Origin of the sequence: Brenneria uluponensis, from assembly GCF_032395385.1 — a bacterium.
GTDB lineage: Bacteria > Pseudomonadota > Gammaproteobacteria > Enterobacterales > Enterobacteriaceae > Prodigiosinella > Prodigiosinella aquatilis.
Map to the genome: position 1 here is coordinate 1270018 of NZ_CP135917.1, position 22262 is coordinate 1292279.

Sequence of the window (22262 nt, forward strand, 5' to 3'; positions counted from 1 at the left end):
TCTGTCTTCCTGTATACCAGCCAATTTACTGTGCCACTTTGATATAAATCAATTTTCAAGGAGCAATGTGCTCGTCTTGAGGAGTAATTATTTGTTTTATATCAATTTTCGTCTATATTAATAAATGCAAAAAAATTTTGTAAATTTTCAATTATTTTTCAAATGCGTGGTCGATAGCCACCAATATGTCGGTTATGGTTTTACCTGACAGTGATTGACCGGTAAGCTAGATAATCAGGATTCACTGATTGGATAACGGATGCATGATGGAAAGCTCCTTTACCTGGCACGATGTGCTGGCCCAAGAGAAACAACAACCTTATTTCATTAATACGCTCAAATTCGTTAGTCAGGAACGCGCTGCTGGCAAGGTGATTTATCCGCCGCAAAAAGATGTTTTCAACGCATTTCGTTTTACCGAATTTAGTCAGGTCAAGGTCGTTATCCTGGGCCAAGATCCCTATCATGGACCTCATCAGGCGCATGGACTGTCATTCTCGGTCCGTCCCGGAGTGCCTGCGCCACCTTCACTGATGAACATCTATAAAGAACTGGCGAATGACATGCCCGGATTTAAAATACCGACGCATGGGTTTCTGCAAAGCTGGGCACAACAGGGTGTGTTGCTCCTTAATACTGTTTTAACGGTTGAAGCGGGTAAAGCGCACTCCCATGCCAATCTGGGATGGGAAACATTTACCGATAAGGTGATTGAAGTATTAAATGCCCATCGGGAAGGGGTGGTGTTTTTGCTATGGGGATCTCATGCGCAAAAGAAGGGCAATATGATTGACTGCCAGCGCCATCATGTTTTGAAAGCGCCTCACCCGTCACCACTTTCTGCTCATCGTGGTTTCCTGGGGTGTCGACATTTCTCGCAAGCCAATCAATTTCTCGAGCAACAAGGCATTACGCCCATAGACTGGATGCCGAGTTTGTCTGAAAATCAGGAATGATCGATACTGCCTTCGGGTAACGAGGGCATTTTGACAGAAGTGTTGTGGTGATAGACAGAGAGTTCAATGAATAATAGAGATAAAACAAGGAATTGGTGGAGCTAAGCGGGATCGAACCGCTGACCTCTTGCATGCCATGCAAGCGCTCTCCCAGCTGAGCTATAGCCCCACATATCATATGTGGATGGTATTTCAGGAAATCCAGACCGCGTGATGTGGTGGAGCTAAGCGGGATCGAACCGCTGACCTCTTGCATGCCATGCAAGCGCTCTCCCAGCTGAGCTATAGCCCCATTCCTGACACAATATCCGTGTGAACGGGCCGCATGATATGCAACCGCATGTATAGTGTCAACGGCTAAATCCATTTCTGCAACTGACCGCTGAAAAAGACGTCAACGTTTTGTTTGCAGACAATTTCATCCTTTGGTTTGAACTCACATAAAGGAAACACGAGGACAGTGCTCTTGAAAGACACCATTCCTCGTGCCAGGCACAACTCTATATAACGGCTTCTGATCAAGCATGATGGCGCAGCCAAACGAGTTGTTTAATGCGTCTTTATGACTGCGCTTCGCGTGCGGTGATAAAGTCCAATGCGCGGTCGATTCTCGCCAGAGTGCGCTGTTGTCCCACAGCATGAACCGTCACGTCTACGCCGGGAGATTGGCCTGCGCCCGTTACGGCCACACGCAGTGGCATGCCCACCTTTCCCATCCCCTGCTGCAATTCATCTGCTGTTCCCTGGATGGCATGATGAATGTGCTCCGGTGTCCATTCGCTGATCGCCGCCAGTTTGGCGCGTACCCGCTCTAATGGTTGACGTGCGACTGGGCGCAGATGTTTCTTGGCCGCGTCGGCATCAAACTCGTCGAATTCCTCATAGAAGTAACGGCATGAAGCTGCCATTTCTTTTAGTGTTTTGCAACGTTCGCCCAACAAGACCACCAGTTGGCTGAGTTGTGGACCGCTACGGGTATCAATCCCAGCTTGTTCGATATGCCAGGACAAATGTGTTGCGACATACTCTGGCGGTAGATGATTAATATAATGATGATTCAGCCACTGTAATTTCTCAGTATTAAATGCACTGGCGGATTTGCTTACCGCATCTAGCGAGAACAGTTGCTTCATTTCCTCAATGGAAAAAATTTCCTGATCGCCAGAAGACCAACCCAGGCGAACCAGATAGTTCAGCAGAGCTTCCGGTAAATAGCCATCATCACGGTATTGCATTACCCCAACCGCACCATGACGTTTGGATAACTTTTTGCCGTCGTCACCAAGAATCATGGAAACATGTGCATATTCCGGTACCGGTGCACCTAACGCTTTCAGAATATTAATCTGTCGAGGCGTATTATTGATATGGTCTTCACCACGGATAACATGGGTGATTTCCATATCCCAGTCATCAATCACCACGCAGAAGTTATAGGTTGGCGATCCATCGGTTCGACGAATGATCAGATCGTCCAGTTCCTGATTACTAAACTCAATTGGCCCGCGAATGCGGTCATTAAAAATAACCGAGCCTTCCTGCGGATTGCGGAAACGAACAACGTGTGGCTCATGTTCATCATGATGTTGGTGAGAATCACGACAGCAACCGTCATAGCGCGGTTTTTCACCATTCGCCATTTGCTGTTCGCGTAATGCTTCAAGACGGTCTTTAGAGCAATAGCATTTATATGCGGTTCCATTTTCCAGCATCTGATCGATGACAGCATTGTAGCGGTCAAAGCGTCGAGTCTGATAGTACGGCCCTTCATCCCAGTCCAGGTTCAGCCAGTTCATGCCATCCATAATGGCATTAATTGCTTCCTGGGTAGAACGCTCCAGATCGGTATCCTCAATACGTAATACAAATTCGCCATTATGATGACGGGCAAAAAGCCAGGAATAAAGAGCGGTACGAGCACCGCCGACATGAAGATAACCAGTAGGACTGGGCGCGAAACGGGTTTTTATTTTCATTGGAATTACGGCCTTATTACGCGATGGCTGTTAGTGAATTGACACAAGTTCATGATTAAAAGTGAGCAATATTCTACCACTCTACCTTAATTCCTCAACGCTATAACACGCCTGGGTGACGTCTATATTTGACAAAATAGGCGAGAATTCTACGGCAATGTCCAGAAATACGACATCTTGTTTAATTTTACAACGAACAGCTATTTTCGTTTTAAAAAGCGTTGACTCACTTTGAACTATCCCTATAATGCGACTCCACACAGCGAGGGTGATTAGCTCAGCTGGGAGAGCACCTCCCTTACAAGGAGGGGGTCGGCGGTTCGATCCCGTCATCACCCACCACACTTTTATAAAGTGTTCCCCTGTGTAAGAGATTAAAAATATTGAGAAGTGGGTGATTAGCTCAGCTGGGAGAGCACCTCCCTTACAAGGAGGGGGTCGGCGGTTCGATCCCGTCATCACCCACCACTTCTCAACCAGCTCAAATCTCTGAATGTGTTATCAGAAGTGGGTGATTAGCTCAGCTGGGAGAGCACCTCCCTTACAAGGAGGGGGTCGGCGGTTCGATCCCGTCATCACCCACCACTTCTGCGGGTCGTTAGCTCAGTTGGTAGAGCAGTTGACTTTTAATCAATTGGTCGCAGGTTCGAATCCTGCACGACCCACCAATTCCATATGTGATCCCTTTTGTTATCAATTCGCTGTTATTCCATAGTGCACGTGTCGTGTGGGTGAGAACCTGCGCTCAGGTTCGAGCCGAGCGAATGCGAGACAACAACGCGTCAGCGTTGGCCCGCAGGGTGAGGCCAGAGGCCGAATTATCCTGCACGACCCACCAATTCCATATGTGATCCCTTTTGTTATCAATTCGCTGTTATTCCATAGTGCACGTGTCGTGCAGGTGAGAACCTGCGCTCAGGTTCGAGTCGAGCGAATGCGAGACAACAACGCGTCAGCGTTGGCCCGTAGGGTGAGGCCAGAGGCCGAATTATCCTGCACGACCCACCAATTCCATATGTGATCCCTTTTGTTATCAATTCGCTGCCACCATTCTTAATGTTCTGTTTCCTGTCATTCTTTGTGTTTTTTCTCAGCGGCTATTTTTCAACTATTATTCTCTATGACACAGTTTTTTTGACTAGCTATATCAAATATATTGGTTTTTTATCTGAACAGGAAATGACGACACTAATGCTGTTTATACAAACCCATTTCCCTCATAAAGGATATAAAAATGATTTCTCAAGCCAACAAGTGGTTCTCTCAGTTAACCGATTATCCTGATGCGGGGAAATTATTGCTGCGTTTAACTATTGGCATACTGTTGCTTTTCCACGGGGTTGCCAAGATTGAACACGGTGTGAGTTGGATTGTGGGAATGTTGCAGGAGAATGGTCTACCCGGTTTTATTGCCTATGGTGTTTATATCGGAGAAGTTGTTGTTCCGGTACTCATTATTCTTGGTTTGTTTACCCGTGTTGCGGGTGCTATTTCCGCTATAAATTTGTTAGTGGCCACGTTGTTGGTGGGGATGGGAAGATTTTTCACCATAACTCAGGTTGGTGCTTGGGGATTGGAAGTTGAAGCACTTTACTTCCTGGCCAGCCTGGTCATTATGCTGATGGGTAGTGGGCGTTACTCAATCACGTCAAACGAAGATTATCGATAGGCTGGATGAGGGAAACGCTCGTTTAGGACGGTTTCTAATTACTGACAAATGCGTAAGCGGATTATAAAACGTAGCAAGTACATCCTTGTAAGCTTAAGCCGCGCCATCCCTCTGGCGCGGATACTTTACTTCTATCACTCATTATCACCGTTCTGATTCGGCACATAGATTGATCAACGGTCTGAAGGGAGCATCGGCTCCCTTTTATTTTTATGGCTATAATGATCAACTTTCAGTCGGTTTTTCCATCTTGTCAGCGGGCTGACGACGTTTACCAACATTTTTACTATCGCGGTGGCGAATTTTCACCTTTACTTTCTGTTTATCTTTCTCTTTCTGTTCTTTGCGTTTGGTCAACACTTTCTTGGATGGCTTTCCGGTCACGTTGTCGTTTGGTGCCCGTGTGCTGGGACGTAGTTCATCCACCACGCGAGGCTTTAACGGTTCATTCAGATAACGACTAATTTTCCCCAGCAGCAGGTGATCGTGGGCTTCAACCAGCGATATTGCACATCCTTTGCGACCTGCGCGACCAGTTCGGCCAATACGGTGTAGATAGGTATCTGCGGTGCGTGGTAAATCGAAGTTAAATACATGGCTGATATCGTTAATATCGATGCCTCGAGCAGCAATGTCAGTTGCAACCAGTACATTTACCCGCCCCTCGCTTAAGCGCTTGATAGCCTCGTTTCTTTTGGCCTGGACCATCTCGCCTTCCAGATAACAGGACTGAATGCCGGCTGCATGCAACCATCCAACCAGCTCATGGACACGTTCACGTTTGCGCACAAACACAATAGAACGAGTGACATCCGGTTGTTTCAATAAGTGGCATAACAGGGCGGTTTTGTGTTCAAGATCATCGGCACGGTAGTACCATTGCAGAATCTTTTTACGTTCCCGGCGTGAAGGATCGGACTCTATTTCTATCGGATCATTCAGCAGGCGTTCGGCAAAATCCTGAATGGCGTCGCCTTCCAGTGTGGCCGAGAACAGCAGTGTTTGCTTGCGCCAGCGTGTTTCACCGGCGATGTGCTCAATATCCTGTGCAAAGCCCAGTTCCAGCATGCGATCAGCTTCATCCAGGATCAGCGTTTCGACTGCCCGGCAGTCAAAATTTTCTTCTTTAATGTATTGCAACAATCGCCCGGTGGTCGCAACCACGAGATCCTGATTTTCACTAAACACTTCAGCGTGGTTCATATAGGCGACGCCACCAGTGATAGTGGCTATATCCAGATGCGTGTGCGCAGCCAGCAGGCGAGCCTGGTCAGCAACCTGCATCGCCAGCTCACGGGTTGGCGTCAGAATTAGAACCCGAGGCGGTCCTGATTTTTTCCGTGGAAAATCGAGTAGATGCTGTAGAACCGGCAACAGATAGGCAGCGGTCTTCCCTGTACCTGTTGGTGCGGAGCCCAGTACATCTCGCCCTTCCATCGCTGGGGGAATAGCGGCAGCCTGAATTGCTGTCGGGCGCTGAAAGCCTATGTCACGCAAGGCATCAAGCAGGCTTTCGTCAAGATCAAACTCGGAAAAATTGGTTGCAGTCATTGTCTACCTCTGTTCGGGGCGGTGATTATAGACGCATTGGCCTGGTTGTTCATCTGTTTAAGCTGCGATGACTACTTTTCCTCGACTTGAGATTCTCTTATGCTACCCCGGTTTGGTACGGAATGACGAATAATGAAGCATCAAGACAGTAAATCAGGATTGCGGTCCGGTGGTTTTACCTTTAAGCAATTTTTTGTTGCGCACGATCGTTGCGCGATGAAAGTCGGAACCGATGGCATAGTCCTGGGCGCGTGGGCACCGTTGCGATCTGTGGGCAGGATATTGGATATTGGCTGTGGTTCTGGTGTGATTGCCTTAATGCTGGCTCAGCGTAGTGGGGGAGCCGTCCCTGTTGATGCAGTTGAACTGGATGCAGTGGCCAGTCAGCAGGCAATGGACAATGTATCTACATCACCGTGGTCTGACACGATTAATATTTATCATGCTGATATTACTCGGTTTATACCAGCTACCACTGCGCCATACTCGCTGATTGTCAGTAATCCGCCGTATTTTTCCCCAGGGGTGTCCTGTCGAACGGAACAGCGTGCGCAGGCGCGTTATACCACAACGTTGACACATTCAGACTTATTGAACTGTGCTCATCGACTCTTGGCTGATGACGGATTGTTTTGTGTCGTATTGCCCCACCAGGTTGTAGAGGAATTTCTGAATAATGCCCGTGATGGCGGCTGGCATCTCAGACAGCGCACAGATGTGGCGGAATATGCATTTCGGGCTGCTCATCGAGTGTTGCTGGCGCTGTCTCACCAGCCGGGTGCCGTGATAGAAACATCACTGGTCATCCGCGATGACCACCAATGTTATTCCGTCGCTTTCCGAACGCTGACCCAGGATTTTTATTTGTTTATGTAGGTTGAGAACAGCGAGGCTCAAGGCCCCGCCTTTCTCTCTCCAAGGGGATTATGGATGCAAAATCGTAGGCTGTGGTGTGTCTGAGCGCTCAGGGTAATCGAGCGTATAATGCAATCCGCGGCTTTCTTTTCTTTCCAGCGCACAACGGACGATCAACTCGGCAACCTGAACCAGGTTACGCAATTCCAGCAGGTTGTTGGAAATACGGAAATGTGCATAGTATTCATTAATTTCATGCTGTAACAGATTGATGCGGTGTAATGCCCGTTCCAGTCGCTTGGTGGTTCGAACAATACCGACGTAGTCCCACATGAAAAGCCGCAGCTCATGCCAGTTATGCTGGATAATGACCTGCTCATCAGAGTTGTCCACCTGGCTTTCATCCCACGATGGCAGATGATCGACCAGCTGCTTGCTTGGCAGACGCTTAAGAATGTCTTCAGCCGCTGACCAGCCATAAACCAGACACTCCAGCAGTGAGTTGGAGGCCATCCGGTTGGCGCCATGCAATCCGGTGTAGCTGACTTCACCAATGGCATAAAGTCCGTTCAAATCGGTTCTGCCTTGCTGATCCACCACTACACCACCACAGGTATAGTGTGCGGCGGGAACTATCGGGACTGGTTCTTTGGTCAGATCGATACCCAGTGACAGTAATTTTTCATAAATGGTCGGAAAATGATGAGTAATGAATTCCGCAGGTTTATGGCTGATATCCAGGTACATACAGTCAGCCCCCAGACGCTTCATTTCGTGATCGATGGCACGAGCGACAATATCTCGGGGGGCCAGCTCGGCACGTGAATCAAAGTCGGGCATAAAGCGGCTGCCATCAGGGCGTTTCAGGTAAGCACCTTCACCACGTAGGGCTTCTGTAAGCAAAAAATTCCTGGCTTGCGGATGAAACAGGCAGGTGGGATGAAACTGGTTGAATTCAAGATTGGCGACCCTACATCCTGCACGCCATGCCATGGCGATACCGTCACCGGAAGAAACATCTGGATTGGTAGTGTACTGATACACCTTGGCGGCACCACCACTGGCCAGTACCACTGTTTTAGCCCGGCAGGACTCGACGACTTCCTTTTCCCGGTTCCAAATGTAAGCGCCTACCACCCGTTTATGGCCTGCTAGCCCCAGCTTGCTGGACGTGATCAGGTCAACCGCATTACAGCGCTCCATCAGCGTGATATTGGGATGTGCGAGAGCTTTACCAACCAATGTCGTTTCGACTTCTTTACCCGTGGCATCGGCAGCGTGCAGAATGCGTCGATGACTGTGACCCCCTTCCCGGGTTAAATGGTAACGAGCTTCGCCATGAGGGGAGTTTTCAGTATCAAACAATACACCCTGGTCAATCAGCCATTGAACACAGTGTTTGGCGTTATTGGCAATAAAGGATACTGCCTCGCGTTCACACAGACCATCACCAGCAATCAATGTATCTTCAATGTGGGAGTCGATACTATCTGTTTCATCAAAAACAGCGGCGATCCCGCCCTGGGCATAAAAGGTGGCGCCTTCGTTCAATGGCCCTTTGCTGAGAACCATCACTCTGGAATGCGGGGCGAGGCGAAGTGCTAGCGAGAGTCCTGCTGCTCCGCTGCCGATGATGAGGACATCGCAGTCGTGTTCAGTGGTTGAATTCATGATGAGTGTTGTTTAGTTTATAAAACAGTAAAACGAATCCTAGCACTAGATAGGTTATTTATGCAGCCTTTTTGTTCATTTTGTTAAACATACTCTGAATGTGATGCTAACCCTCTATCGCAGCGTGACTTATGGTGCCAGAACTGTGGTTTTGGCGTATGATTCGCTCTGAAATGGGGTGCAAATGAGAAAAGATAGTGTGAACTATTGTGTATCCCAGAAAATTCAATGAAGTAGTCATTAAAATAAACGTCATAGCGCGGAACTTTATTATTCAAATACACTCCAAGCGTGAGCTTGCTCTGATTTCAGTGAATAGCTGGCAGTACTTAACATAGGCGTGGAGACGGGTTTGGGGAGATATTACCTCGGATGAGCGAGCAGTTAGCGGATCAGGTTCTGGTTGAGCGGGTCCAGAAAGGAGATCAGAATTCGTTCAATTTACTGGTTATTCGTTACCAGCATAAAGTGGCGAGTCTGGTATCCCGTTATGTTCCTCCGGGAGACGTGCCGGACGTAGTGCAGGAATCCTTTATCAAAGCCTATCGTGCGCTGGAGTCTTTTCGTGGCGATAGTGCTTTTTACACTTGGTTGTACCGTATCGCGGTGAATACGGCAAAAAATTACCTGGTAGCGCAGGGTCGGCGACCTCCCTCTAGCGATGTGGACGCCAACGATGCTGAAAATTATGAAAATGCCAGTGCATTGAAAGAAATATCGAACCCTGAGAATTTAATGTTGTCAGATGAGTTGCGAAGAATTGTTTTCCGTACCATAGAGTCACTGCCTGAGGATTTACGTTTGGCAATTACTCTGCGTGAACTGGATGGACTAAGCTATGAAGAGATAGCGTCCATAATGGATTGCCCAGTCGGTACTGTTCGGTCGAGGATTTTCCGCGCTCGGGAAGCGATTGATAATAAAGTACAACCACTTATTCAGCGTTAGCTTGTTCTTGACGCTAACAATGGCGGGTTTGACAAGGTAAGGGTGTCAGTATGCAGAAAGAGAAACTTTCCGCTCTAATGGATGGCGAAGTAGTTGATAATGAACTGCTGAGTGCTTTGTCGAAGGATGACAAGTTACAGCAAAGTTGGCAGAGTTATCATTTGATCCGCGATACATTACGTGGTGATGTCTGTGATAACGTAGTGAATATTGACATTGCCGAACGGGTAGCCGCTGTGCTGAAAAAAGAGCCGCTACGTCTCATTTCTCACACCGTAGCTGATGTTCAACCACATCCACAAACCTGGCATCGATTGCCGTTCTGGCACAAGATTCGTCCGTTTGCCAGTCAACTGACTCAAATTGGTGTTGCCGCCTGTGTTTCACTGGCAGTGATTGCTGGTGTGCAACACTATCAGCAAGGTAATGTGACGCCAGAAAGCGCTGGAGGAACACCGGTGCTGAGTACGACACTGCCCATGTTAGGTGCCGCATCACCGGTAAGCCTAAGTGTCCCGGCTGAAAACGGTGTCGCACATGGCGGACAGCGCCAGATGCAGGCGCAGCATGAGCGTATTAATGCGCTGTTGCAGGATTACGAATTGCAGCGTCGGGTCTATTCCGATCAGCTTCAGCTTCAGCAACCTGACGTTCAGCAGGCCGCCGTGCAAGTACCTGGGACTCAATCATTAGGAATGCAACCGCAGTAATGAAGCGCTTTTGGTTTGTCGCATGCATTTTTTTTGGCAGTCTGTCTTATTCTTCTATCGCTCTGGCGCAGAATGACTCCAGAGCGATATTGCAGCAGATGAGCAGTGCCAGTCAGTCATTAAATTATGAAATGTATTTCATCAATGTTTCCCACTTGGGAATTGATTCCTTGCGTTATCGCCATATTATTCAAGACAAGGATACACTGGCACAATTGATCCACCTCGACGGCCCTCGTCGGGAGATTCTGCAACGTGGCAATAGTATTATCTATCACGAAGCTGATATGGAACCTTTCACGTTGTCGGGTGAACATATTGTGGATTCTCTACCCGCCTTGATGTTCGCTGATTTCCAGCATTTGTCCGGATACTATGATTTCATTCCCACTGGGCGTATACGGCTTGCTGACCGTCAAGGGGACGTTATTCGTATTGTATCCCGTGATGGTACGCGTTTTAGCTATGTAGTCTGCCTGGATTCTGAGACCAAATTACCTCTGCGTGTCGATTTGCTTGACCAGAATGGTGAGATGCTGGAGCAGTTCCGGGCCATTTCCATTGTCGTGGGTGACAATATTCAAAAACTCATGGCACCATTGAAAAATCTTAAGCAGCCACCATTACTCAGTCTATCGACTAAAACGTCGGCAAATTTTAACTGGGTGGCTGAATGGTTACCGATGGGAGTAGAAGAGATTTCTCGTAATCAACATCTGTTGTCAGGTGTTAATGTTCCTGTGGAGTCGCGGTTTTACAGTGATGGTTTGTTCAGTTTTTCTGTGAATATCAGTCCGGCTAGTGAAACAGCTCGCTCTGAGCGAAATGCATTCGTTGGCCGTCGGACAGTGCATACAGAAATCCGTGATAACCATGAAATTACCGTCATTGGTGAGCTACCGTTGGCTACGGCTAAACGTATCGCAGATAACATTATTTTTAAGGCACAGTAGTAATGATTAAAGAATGGGCGACTGTGGTTTCATGGCAAAGTGGTATGGCGCTTGTGCGTTGCGAACCGCGTTCTGGCTGCGGTAGCTGTCAGTCGCGCACGGGGTGTGAATCGGGGGCGTTGAAGGCACTGGAGAGTCCAGAGCACCAATTACTCATCCCTTATCGACAGCCGCTTCAGTCGGGACAACGCGTGGAAATTGGTGTTGCAGAGAGTAGTTTGCTTCGTTCCGCCGTATTGATGTACCTGTTTCCCTTGCTGGGATTAATGGTCGGTGCGGGTGTGATGCAAGCATTGTATGGCAATGACATACTGTCTATCACCGGAGCATTGGCAGGTGTGATGATGAGTTTTTGGGCAGTACGGCTCTGGGCTGACAAAATAGGTGAAAACAGCGATTATCAGCCGGTGATCCTGCAAGTCTCCTTGCCGGAATCTTTATTGCGGGTTGAATCTTTTCCCACCCTTTGAATACAAGAGATGAAATGCTTGTATGCCATGCATCTTCGGTATTAATTTCAACAGCCGCTCAGTTTTTTACAGCTTCTTTCATCTTATAACTCGGGTATCTTCGATAAAGCAGTCATAATCGTGGGTAATACTCAGTCCATGACTAGGTTTTCTACCATCCGACATGTAGAATGCTGCGGTTCAGGTATAGGACAACGGCTATGGTTGTCACCTAATGCACGTGCCATCGGCAAGAATTTCAGGAATACCAAGGTAGAAAAACTTTTATAATGAAGCATATACGAAATTTCTCCATTATTGCTCACATCGACCACGGTAAGTCGACGCTATCTGACCGCATTATTCAAATTTGCGGTGGCTTGTCCGAACGAGAAATGGCGGCACAAGTACTGGATTCTATGGATCTGGAACGTGAACGTGGTATTACCATCAAAGCCCAGAGTGTGACGTTGGATTACAAAGCATCCGATGGTCAAATTTATCAGCTTAATTTCATCGATACGCCTGGACACGTTGATTTTTCTTATGAAGTTTCCCGCTCATTGGCAGCCTGTGAGGGAGCCTTGTTGGTGGTAGATGCCGGACAAGGGGTAGAGGCACAGACTCTGGCCAATTGTTACACGGCAATGGAAATGGATCTGGAAGTGGTTCCGGTCTTGAATAAAATCGATTTGCCTGCCGCCGATCCTGATCGTGTTAGTGAGGAAATTGAAGATATCGTGGGCATTGATGCTACCGATGCGATTCGTTGTTCTGCCAAAACCGGTGTGGGCGTACCTGAAGTGCTGGAACGTCTGGTGCGGGATATTCCCCCGCCAGAAGGTGATCCGGAAGCAGCGCTGCAAGCGCTGATTATCGACTCCTGGTTTGATAACTACCTGGGGGTAGTTTCACTTATACGCATCAAGAACGGTATGTTGCGTAAAGGTGACAAGGTCAAAGTGATGAGCACCGGTCAGGTTTATAACGCTGAACGGCTAGGGATCTTCACACCGAAGCGGGTTGACCGGGAAGTATTGAACTGCGGTGAAGTTGGCTGGCTGGTTTGTGCTATCAAAGATATTCTCGGCGCACCGGTCGGAGATACCCTGACTCTGGCCCGTAAACCGGCAGAAAAGGCACTGCCGGGTTTTAAAAAAGTAAAACCACAGGTTTATGCCGGACTTTTCCCAATCAGTTCCGATGATTATGAGGCTTTCCGTGATGCACTGGGCAAACTCAGTCTGAATGATGCGTCATTGTTCTATGAGCCGGAAAGTTCCACTGCACTGGGCTTTGGTTTCCGATGCGGTTTCCTCGGCCTTCTGCATATGGAAATCATTCAGGAACGTCTGGAGCGTGAATACGATCTGGAGTTAATTACTACGGCTCCGACCGTTGTTTATGAAGTCGAAACCACTGGCAATGAGGTTATTCACGTTGATAGCCCTTCCAAGTTACCGCCGGTGAACAATATCCAGGAATTACGCGAACCTATCGCCGAGTGTCACATGCTGCTGCCACAGGAATATCTGGGCAATGTGATCACATTGTGTATCGAGAAACGTGGTGTACAAACCAACATGGTGTACCACGGCACTCAGGTAGCTTTAACTTATGACATCCCTATGGCAGAAGTGGTGCTGGATTTCTTTGACCGTCTGAAATCAACCTCGCGCGGATATGCCTCTCTGGATTATAGCTTCAAGCGTTTCCAGGCCTCTGATATGGTGCGGGTGGATGTGCTAATTAACAATGAACGTGTGGATGCGCTGGCGTTGATTACCCATCGTGATAATTCTCAGTATCGGGGTCGCGAACTGGTGGAAAAAATGAAAGAACTCATTCCCCGCCAGCAATTTGATATTGCTATTCAGGCTGCAATCGGTAACCACATTATTGCGCGTTCTACGGTTAAACAGTTGCGTAAAAACGTGCTGGCCAAATGCTATGGTGGTGACGTAAGTCGTAAGAAAAAACTGCTACAGAAGCAGAAAGAAGGTAAAAAACGCATGAAGCAGGTCGGTAACGTTGAACTGCCGCAGGAAGCGTTTTTAGCCATTTTACATGTTGGTAAAGAAAGTAAATAAATTCTGAGGAGTTGGCATGGCCAATATGTTTGCCTTGATTTTGGCATTGGCGACACTGGTTACCGGTGTTATCTGGTGTTTTGAACGCTTTAGATGGGCGCCGGCGCGGCGTGCAAAAGTGGCGGCATTGAGCCATTCGTCCGATGGTACAATCGATCAGAAAACGTTATCAAACAACTTGAAACAGCCAGGTTGGATTGAAACTTGCGTGTCGGTCTTTCCTGTACTGGCATTGGTATTTATTGTTCGTTCATTTATTTTAGAACCGTTTCAGATCCCGTCAGGTTCGATGATGCCGACGCTGTTAATCGGCGATTTCATTCTGGTCGAAAAATTCGCTTACGGAATTAAAGATCCCATTACGCAGACGACATTAATTGAAACGGGTCATCCTAAGCGTGGTGATATTGCGGTTTTTAAATATCCCAGAGATCCTCGACTGGATTATATCAAACGCGTGATTGGTTTACCGGGTGACCGGGTCAGTTACGATCCGATTGCCAAGCAGGTAACAGTACAGCCAGCCTGCTCTGGACAGCAACATTGTGACAAGGCGTTGGCAATTACATACAGCGATGTTCAGCCGAGCAATTTCGTTCAGACATTCAACAGTACCGGTCACGAAGTAAGTAGCGGTTTCTATCAGATTCCCGTCGGTGAAAGTAGTGACGGTATTCGTATGAATACCCGTGAAGAAACGTTGGGTAAGGTAACGCACCATATCCTGACGCTGCCAGGTGCTCAGGATCAACTTGGCCTTTATTATCAGCAGCCACATCAGCCTTTAGGAACCTGGGTTGTTCCTGCCGGACATTATTTCATGATGGGCGATAACCGTGATGACAGTGCTGATAGCCGTTATTGGGGATTTGTGCCTGAGAAAAATCTGGTTGGCAAAGCAACGGCTATCTGGATGAGTTTTGAAAAACAAGAAGGCGAATGGCCAACAGGTGTTCGTTTAAGCCGTATTGGCGGTATTCATTAATTCAACGAGATAAACACACAGCATATTTGTGTGTTCCGTTGTAGAATATTCCGAATAAATAAACGCAGGCTCCCGGTCGGGGGCCAATGCAAACGAAACAGTTTTGATTATATATTCTCAGTAAAGCAGGATTGTTCCGTATGCTGTTGTTTTAAAAGTATTATTGAGCTATTGGTAACACATGAACCCCATCCTCATAAATCGTTTACAAAAAAAACTAGGCTATACTTTCCAACAATATGACTTGTTATTGCAGGCGTTGACTCACCGTAGCGCCAGTAGCAAACATAATGAACGGCTGGAATTCCTTGGGGATTCTATCCTGAGTTTTGTTATTGCCAATGCGCTTTATCATCGTTTCCCTCGTATAGATGAAGGGGATATGAGTCGGATGCGGGCAACATTGGTACGTGGTAATACACTGGCGGAGATTGCCCGGGAATTTGAATTGGGCGAATGCCTGCGTTTAGGCCCTGGAGAATTAAAAAGCGGTGGTTTCCGGCGTGAATCCATTCTTGCCGATACGGTTGAGGCACTGATCGGAGGTATATTCCTGGACAGCAGTATTCAGATGGTAGAACAATTGATTCTTCAATGGTATCAGACCCGTTTGGATGAAATCAGTCCAGGTGATAAACAGAAAGATCCCAAGACCCGGCTACAAGAGTTTTTGCAGGGACGGCATTTGCCACTACCGACCTATCTGGTCGTGCAGGTACGTGGTGAAGCACATGATCAGGAATTCACCATTCATTGTCAGGTGAGTGGGTTTAGCGAGCCGGTGGTTGGCACCGGTTCAAGCCGCCGAAAAGCTGAACAGGCTGCGGCAGAGCAAGCGTTGAAAAAGCTGGAGATTGAATGAGTGAAGAACAGACATACTGCGGCTTTGTCGCTATTGTTGGACGACCCAATGTAGGTAAATCAACCTTGCTGAATCAATTATTGGGTCAGAAGGTGTCCATTACCTCGCGTAAGCCACAGACTACCCGCCACCGTATCATGGGCATTCACACCGAAGGCCCTTATCAGGCGATTTATGTCGATACTCCTGGGCTTCATATTGAAGAGAAACGGGCCATCAACCGTTTAATGAATCGTGCTGCCAGCAGTTCAATCGGTGATGTTGAGTTGATCATTTTCGTAGTGGAAGGTACTCACTGGACAGACGATGATGAAATGGTCATTAATAAGCTGCGTGATCAAAAAAACCCGGTAGTGCTTGCCATTAATAAAGTGGATAACGTGACGGATAAAACCAAACTGTTACCTCATATTCAAATGCTGAGCCAGAAAATGGATTTCCTTGATGTAGTACCGATTTCTGCGGAAAAAGGGACTAATGTTCAAAATATTGCCAGCGTTGTTCGTAAACACCTGCCAGTTGCTGAACACCATTTCCCTGAGGACTATATTACTGACCGCTCTCAGCGTTTTATGGCATCAGAGATTATTCGTGAAAAACTGATGCGTTTTCTCGGCGAGGAGTTGCCTTATTCAGTCACGGTAGAAATTGAGCGTTTTGTGACGAATGAGCGAGGCGGCTATGACATCAATGGCCTGATTCTGGTAGAGCGTGAAGGTCAGAAGAAGATGGTGATTGGCAGCAAAGGTACCAAGATAAAAACGATTGGTATTGAGGCTCGACAGGACATGGAACAGATGTTTGAAGCCAAAGTTCATCTGGAACTGTGGGTCAAAGTGAAGTCGGGCTGGGCGGATGATGAACGTGCGCTGCGCAGCTTGGGCTATACTGACGACCTATAAGGGCCTTGCCTATGGAGGGCTGGCAGCGCGCATTTGTCTTGCATGGGCGACCTTACAGTGAAACCAGTTTGTTGCTGGATCTGTTTGCTGAAAATGATGGTCGAGTCCGGGTGTTGGCCAAAGGCGCTCGCGCTCGACGTTCAAATCTGAAAGGCTGTCTTCAGCCTTTCACTCCTTTATTGGCCCGTTGGAGTGGGAAGGGGGAAGTGAAAACGCTGCAAAGCGCCGAACCCGTTTCGCTGGGATTACCCTTGACTGGCAGCATGTTGTACAGCGGGTTATATGTTAATGAATTACTATCCCGTGTTTTAGAGCATGAAACTAATTATTCATCGCTTTTCTTCGATTACCTTCACTGCCTGCAACAATTGGCCTCATTAGCAGGGTCTCCCGAACCTGCACTTCGTCGTTTTGAATTAGCGCTATTAGAAAGTCTGGGATATGGTGTCGATTTCCTGCATTGTGCAGGAAGTGGCGAGTTTGTGGCAGAATCAATGACCTATCGTTATCGCGAGGAAAAAGGGTTTATTGCCAGCCTGATCATCGATAACGCTAGCTTTACCGGCAGGGAATTACAGGCACTGGCTGCAAGGGAATTTCCTGATATAGCGACGTTGCGTGCGGCAAAGCGTTTTACTCGTATGGCGCTAAAACCCTATTTAGGTGCTAAGCCGCTAAAAAGTCGGGAACTGTTCCGCCAGTTTATTCCCAAGCCTTCTACACCTCCTGTACATGGCGGTGAAGACGAGTAAAAGTGAACAGGTATTCTTGGTGTGCAACATAGGTGTAAACTCTGCTTTCTGTTATGTACTATTTTTTAAGGATAAATCATGGCTGAGTTGTTGTTGGGCGTAAATATCGATCATATTGCCACGTTACGTAATGCCCGGGGAACGTCTTACCCCGATCCGGTTCAAGCCGCTTTTATGGCAGAGCAGGCTGGTGCTGATGGTATTACTGTTCACCTGCGGGAGGATCGTCGTCATATATTGGATCGTGATGTTCATATTTTGCGGCAGACTATCCAGACCCGGATGAATCTTGAAATGGCTGTTACAGAAGAAATGCTGACTATTGCTTGTGAGCTGAAGCCTCATTTTTGTTGCCTGGTGCCGGAAAAACGTCAGGAAGTGACGACGGAAGGTGGTTTAGATGTAGCTGGGCAGCAGGAAAAAATGGTTGATGCGGTAGCCAGACTGAGCTCCGCTGGTATCTTGGTTTCTTTGTTTATCGATGCTGATCATATGCAGATCGATGCAGCAGTTGCCTGTGGTGCACCTTACATTGAAATTCACACTGGTGCCTATGCGGATGCCGAAGAGGACACAATACGTCAGCGTGAATTTGCAAGGATCCGCGAAGCGGCTACTTACGCTGCCAGTAAAGGATTAAAAGTGAATGCTGGCCATGGTCTGACTTACCATAATGTGCAGCCCATCGCCGCACTGCCCGAAATACATGAGCTGAATATTGGTCATTCAATTATTGGTCGTGCAGTGATGAATGGTTTGTCCGCTGCTGTGATGGAAATGAAAACCCTGATGCGGGAAGCCCGTCGTTAATGGCTATTCTGGGGTTGGGGACGGATATTGTTGAAATTTCGCGCATAGAGGCGGTAATTGCCCGTTCAGGTGACCGCCTTGCCCTGCGTATTCTTAGCGCGGAAGAGTTGAATAATTATCAGACACATCATCATCCAGCCAGATTTCTGGCTAAACGCTTTGCTGTAAAAGAAGCAGCGGCGAAAGCATTCGGTACAGGAATTCGTAATGGGTTGGCATTCGCCCAGTTTGAAGTTTTTAATGATTCATTAGGGAAACCTGGGTTGCGCTTTCGTGATCGGGCCGCAGGCCTGGCGATACAAATGGGGATTAAGCGGGTTCACGTTTCATTGGCGGATGAGCGCCACTATGCATGCGCTACCGTAATTATTGAAGACTGACTGACGGATTGCCATTCTATATTTTATCTGCGTGATGTAACTGTACAAATTTTTCCCAGAGTTGCTCGTTACTTTCCTGATTAGCCGGATCTTTAAGGATGGTATTATCGATGGGGCATACTGTTTGACAGGTCGGTGTTTCATAGTGGCCAATGCATTCCGTACAGCGTTCAGCTGCGATTTCATAAATATCTACCCCCATCGAAATAGCTTGATTAGGGCACTCTGGTTCACACATATCACAATTGATACATTTCTTGGTAATCAGTAAAGCCATATTTTTTCCCTTTCTTCGATCTGGGCGCAGATTATACTCTGCCTGAACCGGACTGCACACGTTGAACTTTTTTTACGGAATGAGTAGTGGTCGGTCAGCGGAGGAAAGTAGTCATTATTTGCGTAACTAATATATGCATTATTCTGAATTGTTACTATGATTCGATGTATAACACATGCTTGTGTATAGCCTTTTGATATGGTTAACTAATTGTTTTACATGCAATGTGTCCGTCATGTTATCAATGTAATGTAAATCACATTATGGCTGTATCCTGAATCAAGTTTTTCAGAATAGGGTCGATAACCTTATATATTTATATAGTCTCTTTTTATAGTTAAAAACGTATGTCTAATGGCGGAGTACATAGTGCGGCAAAAAAGTCATGTTGAGCAGGTAGGCTTATCTTTCTCTACTGTGGGGGAGGAAAATTTGGTCGATACTGATTGTTGGCGTTGCTGTGAAAGACAGTATACTTTTCAACCTATTTACCGAACTTCTGGAAAGTTGATGGGGATTGAATTACTTACCGCCGTTTTTTATCCGTCTACGCCACAACAGGTTATTTCTCCCGAAGCTTATTTTAAGACTCTTGATGTTGAAAAACGGTTGCAGGTTGTCATTGAACAGTTACAACTATTAAATCAATGGAATCAGCGGTTTATACAGGATGATCTGTTGGCTTCTGTTAATATTGATGGCTTGACATTATTGGCTTTGCAGAAAAGTCGAAAGGCAAAAAAACTGATTACATCAATGCCATGGTTACGCCTTGAATTAGTTGAAAGTCTGGAAGGCCTTTCTAAAGATACATTGGCCAATTTGCCAGAAGCTCGAAGATTATGGCTTGATGATTTTGGCTGTGGTGTTGCTAATTTTTCATCTCTGGTGCTGACGAAATACGATTGCATCAAGATAGCCCGTGAACTGTTTGTCATACTGTTACAAACGGAAGAGGGCAGACAGCTTTTTCCTCTGCTTGTTACCTTGATAAGTCGTTACTGCAATTATGTCGTGATCGAAGGTGTAGAGACTAAAGATGAATGGACAGTAGTAAAACAATCCAATGCAACTGCAGCTCAGGGGTATTATCTTGCCCGCCCTCAATCGTTTGATCATTTCGATAGCCTGCAACTGGAGCTGTAGACATCCTTCTCAAACTTCCTGTATCCCTGTAATTTCTCTCTCTCTATTTCGCATCTGGTATGCTTTTATGCCTGCTCGTGCTTATGTTACAAGGTCAAAAGTACAAAACTTCATTTGGATAACAATCAGATGATAATCTAGTAAGTACGATAAATTAGCGTAATATCGATTTTTTTAGATTTAAGTATTGTTTGTTACATGTAAACAGTGTTTTATACCGAAAATAATGATATTTGCAAATTAAGATATATTTTGACATCTTATCAGAAAAATATCTCAATATTAAGCGATTAACTGTAATTAGTTGTTTATAATTAACTGATTATAAAAGACAAAAAAGAAAATCATTTGATTACAACGATCAAAAATCACTTAGTGATAGATTTTTTTGATTAAAACGGTACTGCTTATTGGTATAATTGATTTGCTTACGAAAATTTGGTGGTCAAAATACAACACACACAAAGTACGTAAAGCATTGTTTAAAATAGTAGACAGACTTATAACCAAACTAACTACTCATATAGTAAATAAGCTAACCCTATTGATTTTATTATCTTATTCTCACACAACGATATATGGAGGCGTTATGCTGGTGTTTCTATGTTTCTGAACTATCCTGCAGACCGGATAGGTTTTTCTTTCATTCAATCTACTCTCCGGAAATGCACCAGCCCTGAAAACTCAAGCAAGGGGATGTTATTACCGAGATTTTTCGTTTTCAGTGATGTGATTTGTACGATCAGGACCACATGGGCCTGAGGAGAGTATTATTGTGTATGAAATTATAATAACTCTGTTAGTCGTTCTTTTAGGGGTTTCTTCCGCTAGGAACAGGAAATATCAGCAGAAAGTCAGTATAGAGCAAAAAAAACAAGACTTTCTCAATATGGTTTTTTTCGCTACGGAATATAGTCCTGCATCAATTATGATTGCAGATGAGAATTGTGAAATTATCTATGTGAATCGACAGTTTATTACCATGTCAGGATATGACGCCGAGGAAGTGCTTGGCAATAATCCGAGAATGCTGAGTTCCGGCATGACGAACGCCAGTGTTTATGAAGATCTCTGGGCTACTATGAGTCGGGGGAATATATGGAATGGCGAATTTATTAACCGTAAAAAAAATGGGCAGTTATATTGGGAAAAAGCCAGCATAGTTAAGATATATAATAAGGCTAGCAACTCTATTCAGTATGTTAGTGTGAAAATGGATATTACGGAAAGGAAAACACAAGAGCATCATGACAATTCTTATAATCGCGCGTTGGAACTATTATCCAGTGGCGCACCGCTGAAAGACATTCTCGATGCCATTGTATTTAGTATTGAAGAGAAAAATCCAGGCCGAATTGTTTGCTCTATTTTACTGGTTGATAAGGAAAAGAAATGTTTGACGCTAGGTTCTGCACCTAGCCTACCGGGTTTTTATAAAAATGCTATTCATAATGTGAAGATAGCGGATGGTGCTGCATCATTTGGTACGGCAGCTTATGCTGGTAATCGAGTAATTGCAGATGATATCTCTACACATCCACATTGGTCTCTTTATAAAGGTCTGGCATTGTATGCGGGTTTGCGTTCATGCTGGTCAGAGCCTATTTTTGGGCAAAACAAGGAAATATTAGGTGTCCTTAGTATTTATCACCGTAAAGTATATTCTCCGACCGAAGATGAAATTACTTCTATCGAAAAATCAGCTCAATTGGTGTCGGTAGCGATCGAGCGATATCGGGCAATTGATATGCTGCGTCGTAGCGAAGAGCATTACCGTCAATTGGCTCATTATGATTCCCTGACATCTTTGGCAAATGGCCTGACATTTGCCGAGCAGATGGAACAGGCTATTCAATTATCCAAGCAAACAGGCAGAAAGATAGCTTTGATGTTTCTTGATCTGGATAAATTTAAACAAATCAATGATACCTTCGGCCATGCTGTCGGTGATTTACTCTTAAAAGAAGCCGCTTCCCGTATGCGTGCGGCCGTCCGGGATACAGATACGGTATATCGTCGCAGTGGTGACGAATTCATTATTTTACTGGAAGGAATTAAGGAAATCGCCAATACACTTTATGTTGCTGATAAAATTCACAACGCGCTGAATGAAACTTTTGAGATTGGGGGGAAAAAGCTCGATATATCCTGCAGCATCGGCATTGCGCTTTATCCGGAACACGGTACCGATTCATTAACACTGGCAATTAATGCCGATGCGGCCATGTATCAAGCCAAAGCATTGGGCCGCAGCCAAACGCAGATTTATCACGATTTAAACACCCATCAATAAATAAGGGTGTTTTTATCTTTCATGTTG

General features: G+C 46.1%; 20 protein-coding genes, 6 tRNA genes and 2 other RNA genes. 22 read left to right on the forward strand and 6 right to left on the reverse strand.

The window, feature by feature from the left end; genetic code table 11:
• The first annotated feature begins 266 nt into the window (after positions 1–266).
• Positions 267–956 carry a uracil-DNA glycosylase gene (ung, locus tag RS889_RS05855; RefSeq protein WP_315710933.1) on the forward strand — a complete coding sequence of 230 codons (690 nt, stop codon included), beginning with the start codon at positions 267–269 and terminating at the stop codon, positions 954–956.
• A 93-nt stretch (positions 957–1049) separates the two neighbouring features.
• Here the strand turns inward: ung and RS889_RS05860 are convergent.
• The 3 genes from RS889_RS05860 to gltX all read right to left on the reverse strand — a co-directional run bounded on the left by RS889_RS05860 (position 1050) and on the right by gltX (position 2932).
• Positions 1050–1125 (reverse strand) — tRNA-Ala (locus RS889_RS05860).
• Between the two features lie 47 nt (positions 1126–1172).
• A tRNA-Ala gene (locus RS889_RS05865) sits at positions 1173–1248 on the reverse strand.
• A gap of 268 nt (positions 1249–1516) precedes the next feature.
• Positions 1517–2932: a glutamate--tRNA ligase gene (gene gltX / locus RS889_RS05870; RefSeq protein ID WP_021016958.1), complete on the reverse strand. Its 1416-nt coding sequence runs from the start codon at positions 2930–2932 to the stop codon at positions 1517–1519.
• 266 nt (positions 2933–3198) lie between these two features.
• Here gltX and RS889_RS05875 point away from each other — a divergent pair.
• The 7 genes from RS889_RS05875 to RS889_RS05905 all read left to right on the forward strand — a co-directional run bounded on the left by RS889_RS05875 (position 3199) and on the right by RS889_RS05905 (position 4601).
• Positions 3199–3274, forward strand: a tRNA-Val gene (locus RS889_RS05875).
• 50 nt (positions 3275–3324) lie between these two features.
• Positions 3325–3400, forward strand: a tRNA-Val gene (locus tag RS889_RS05880).
• Positions 3401–3441: 41 nt separating this feature from the next.
• A tRNA-Val gene (locus RS889_RS05885) sits at positions 3442–3517 on the forward strand.
• Positions 3518–3524: 7 nt separating this feature from the next.
• Positions 3525–3600 (forward strand) — tRNA-Lys (locus RS889_RS05890).
• Between the two features lie 43 nt (positions 3601–3643).
• Positions 3644–3770, forward strand: a non-coding RNA gene (locus tag RS889_RS05895) — RtT sRNA.
• 43 nt (positions 3771–3813) lie between these two features.
• Positions 3814–3940: non-coding RNA, RtT sRNA (locus tag RS889_RS05900), on the forward strand.
• A 226-nt stretch (positions 3941–4166) separates the two neighbouring features.
• Positions 4167–4601 (forward strand): DoxX family protein, encoded by a 435-nt coding sequence (locus RS889_RS05905; RefSeq protein WP_315709768.1) that lies wholly within the window; start codon positions 4167–4169, stop codon positions 4599–4601.
• Positions 4602–4826: 225 nt separating this feature from the next.
• Here the strand turns inward: RS889_RS05905 and srmB are convergent, their stop codons facing one another.
• A complete protein-coding gene (gene srmB, locus RS889_RS05910; RefSeq protein ID WP_315709769.1) occupies positions 4827–6152 on the reverse strand; it encodes an ATP-dependent RNA helicase SrmB in 1326 nt (441 codons plus the stop codon).
• A 132-nt stretch (positions 6153–6284) separates the two neighbouring features.
• Here srmB and trmN point away from each other — a divergent pair, with 132 nt between their 5' ends.
• On the forward strand, positions 6285–7028 hold the full coding sequence (trmN, locus tag RS889_RS05915; RefSeq protein WP_315709771.1) for a tRNA(1)(Val) (adenine(37)-N(6))-methyltransferase TrmN: 744 nt from the start codon (positions 6285–6287) through the stop codon (positions 7026–7028).
• Positions 7029–7076: 48 nt separating this feature from the next.
• Here the strand turns inward: trmN and nadB are convergent, their stop codons facing one another.
• A complete protein-coding gene (nadB, locus tag RS889_RS05920) occupies positions 7077–8678 on the reverse strand; it encodes an L-aspartate oxidase (protein WP_315709773.1) in 1602 nt (533 codons plus the stop codon).
• Positions 8679–9050: 372 nt separating this feature from the next.
• On the opposite strand from nadB, the gene rpoE reads away from it, so the two are divergent.
• From rpoE to acpS, 11 genes are all read left to right on the forward strand, one after another.
• Entirely contained in the window at positions 9051–9626 is a 576-nt protein-coding gene (rpoE, locus tag RS889_RS05925; RefSeq protein ID WP_021016952.1) for an RNA polymerase sigma factor RpoE, read from the forward strand.
• A gap of 50 nt (positions 9627–9676) precedes the next feature.
• Positions 9677–10336 (forward strand): anti-sigma-E factor RseA, encoded by a 660-nt coding sequence (gene rseA / locus RS889_RS05930; RefSeq protein WP_021016951.1) that lies wholly within the window; start codon positions 9677–9679, stop codon positions 10334–10336.
• Positions 10336–11289, forward strand: coding sequence for a sigma-E factor regulatory protein RseB (gene rseB, locus RS889_RS05935; protein ID WP_021016950.1), 954 nt, complete (start codon positions 10336–10338; stop codon positions 11287–11289). The genes rseA and rseB overlap by 1 nt, the downstream gene beginning before the upstream one ends.
• A 2-nt stretch (positions 11290–11291) precedes the next feature.
• Positions 11292–11759, forward strand: a complete 468-nt coding sequence (rseC, locus tag RS889_RS05940) for a SoxR-reducing system protein RseC (protein WP_021016949.1) — start codon at positions 11292–11294, stop codon at positions 11757–11759.
• Between the two features lie 269 nt (positions 11760–12028).
• Positions 12029–13828, forward strand: a complete 1800-nt coding sequence (gene lepA / locus RS889_RS05945) for a translation elongation factor 4 (protein WP_021016948.1) — start codon at positions 12029–12031, stop codon at positions 13826–13828.
• A gap of 16 nt (positions 13829–13844) precedes the next feature.
• Positions 13845–14813, forward strand: coding sequence for a signal peptidase I (lepB, locus tag RS889_RS05950; RefSeq protein ID WP_021016947.1), 969 nt, complete (start codon positions 13845–13847; stop codon positions 14811–14813).
• Between the two features lie 181 nt (positions 14814–14994).
• Positions 14995–15675, forward strand: a complete 681-nt coding sequence (gene rnc / locus RS889_RS05955) for a ribonuclease III (RefSeq protein ID WP_021016946.1) — start codon at positions 14995–14997, stop codon at positions 15673–15675.
• Positions 15672–16577 (forward strand): GTPase Era, encoded by a 906-nt coding sequence (gene era / locus RS889_RS05960; RefSeq protein WP_021016945.1) that lies wholly within the window; start codon positions 15672–15674, stop codon positions 16575–16577. The genes rnc and era overlap by 4 nt, the downstream gene beginning before the upstream one ends.
• Positions 16578–16588: 11 nt before the next feature.
• Complete coding sequence (gene recO, locus RS889_RS05965) at positions 16589–17329, forward strand: DNA repair protein RecO (protein ID WP_021016944.1); 741 nt, start codon at positions 16589–16591, stop codon at positions 17327–17329.
• A gap of 78 nt (positions 17330–17407) precedes the next feature.
• Entirely contained in the window at positions 17408–18139 is a 732-nt protein-coding gene (gene pdxJ / locus RS889_RS05970) for a pyridoxine 5'-phosphate synthase (RefSeq protein ID WP_021016943.1), read from the forward strand.
• Positions 18139–18519, forward strand: a complete 381-nt coding sequence (gene acpS / locus RS889_RS05975; protein ID WP_315709776.1) for a holo-ACP synthase — start codon at positions 18139–18141, stop codon at positions 18517–18519. Before pdxJ ends, acpS begins: the two co-directional genes overlap by 1 nt.
• Before the next feature lie 16 nt (positions 18520–18535).
• Here acpS and RS889_RS05980 read toward each other — a convergent pair whose 3' ends face one another.
• Positions 18536–18796, reverse strand: a complete 261-nt coding sequence (locus RS889_RS05980) for a YfhL family 4Fe-4S dicluster ferredoxin (protein ID WP_021016941.1) — start codon at positions 18794–18796, stop codon at positions 18536–18538.
• 354 nt (positions 18797–19150) lie between these two features.
• Between RS889_RS05980 and pdeH the strand changes: the two genes are divergently transcribed.
• A complete protein-coding gene (gene pdeH / locus RS889_RS05985; RefSeq protein WP_315709777.1) occupies positions 19151–19942 on the forward strand; it encodes a cyclic-guanylate-specific phosphodiesterase in 792 nt (263 codons plus the stop codon).
• Positions 19943–20717: 775 nt separating this feature from the next.
• Positions 20718–22235, forward strand: a complete 1518-nt coding sequence (locus RS889_RS05990) for a sensor domain-containing protein (protein WP_315709779.1) — start codon at positions 20718–20720, stop codon at positions 22233–22235.
• Positions 22236–22262: the final 27 nt, after the last annotated feature.

Coding starts and splice junctions, on each gene's coding strand:
- rseC (WP_021016949.1), top strand. CDS start 11,292: ATGATTAAAGAATGGGCGACTGTGGTTTCATGGCAAAGTGGTATGGCG.
- pdeH (WP_315709777.1), top strand. CDS start 19,151: ATGGCGGAGTACATAGTGCGGCAAAAAAGTCATGTTGAGCAGGTAGGC.
- acpS (WP_315709776.1), top strand. CDS start 18,139: ATGGCTATTCTGGGGTTGGGGACGGATATTGTTGAAATTTCGCGCATA.
- srmB (WP_315709769.1), bottom strand. CDS start 6,152: ATGACTGCAACCAATTTTTCCGAGTTTGATCTTGACGAAAGCCTGCTT.
- gltX (WP_021016958.1), bottom strand. CDS start 2,932: ATGAAAATAAAAACCCGTTTCGCGCCCAGTCCTACTGGTTATCTTCAT.
- nadB (WP_315709773.1), bottom strand. CDS start 8,678: ATGAATTCAACCACTGAACACGACTGCGATGTCCTCATCATCGGCAGC.
- rseB (WP_021016950.1), top strand. CDS start 10,336: ATGAAGCGCTTTTGGTTTGTCGCATGCATTTTTTTTGGCAGTCTGTCT.
- lepA (WP_021016948.1), top strand. CDS start 12,029: ATGAAGCATATACGAAATTTCTCCATTATTGCTCACATCGACCACGGT.
- recO (WP_021016944.1), top strand. CDS start 16,589: ATGGAGGGCTGGCAGCGCGCATTTGTCTTGCATGGGCGACCTTACAGT.
- rnc (WP_021016946.1), top strand. CDS start 14,995: ATGAACCCCATCCTCATAAATCGTTTACAAAAAAAACTAGGCTATACT.
- pdxJ (WP_021016943.1), top strand. CDS start 17,408: ATGGCTGAGTTGTTGTTGGGCGTAAATATCGATCATATTGCCACGTTA.
- rseA (WP_021016951.1), top strand. CDS start 9,677: ATGCAGAAAGAGAAACTTTCCGCTCTAATGGATGGCGAAGTAGTTGAT.
- ung (WP_315710933.1), top strand. CDS start 267: ATGGAAAGCTCCTTTACCTGGCACGATGTGCTGGCCCAAGAGAAACAA.
- lepB (WP_021016947.1), top strand. CDS start 13,845: ATGGCCAATATGTTTGCCTTGATTTTGGCATTGGCGACACTGGTTACC.
- RS889_RS05980 (WP_021016941.1), bottom strand. CDS start 18,796: ATGGCTTTACTGATTACCAAGAAATGTATCAATTGTGATATGTGTGAA.
- rpoE (WP_021016952.1), top strand. CDS start 9,051: ATGAGCGAGCAGTTAGCGGATCAGGTTCTGGTTGAGCGGGTCCAGAAA.
- trmN (WP_315709771.1), top strand. CDS start 6,285: ATGAAGCATCAAGACAGTAAATCAGGATTGCGGTCCGGTGGTTTTACC.
- era (WP_021016945.1), top strand. CDS start 15,672: ATGAGTGAAGAACAGACATACTGCGGCTTTGTCGCTATTGTTGGACGA.
- RS889_RS05905 (WP_315709768.1), top strand. CDS start 4,167: ATGATTTCTCAAGCCAACAAGTGGTTCTCTCAGTTAACCGATTATCCT.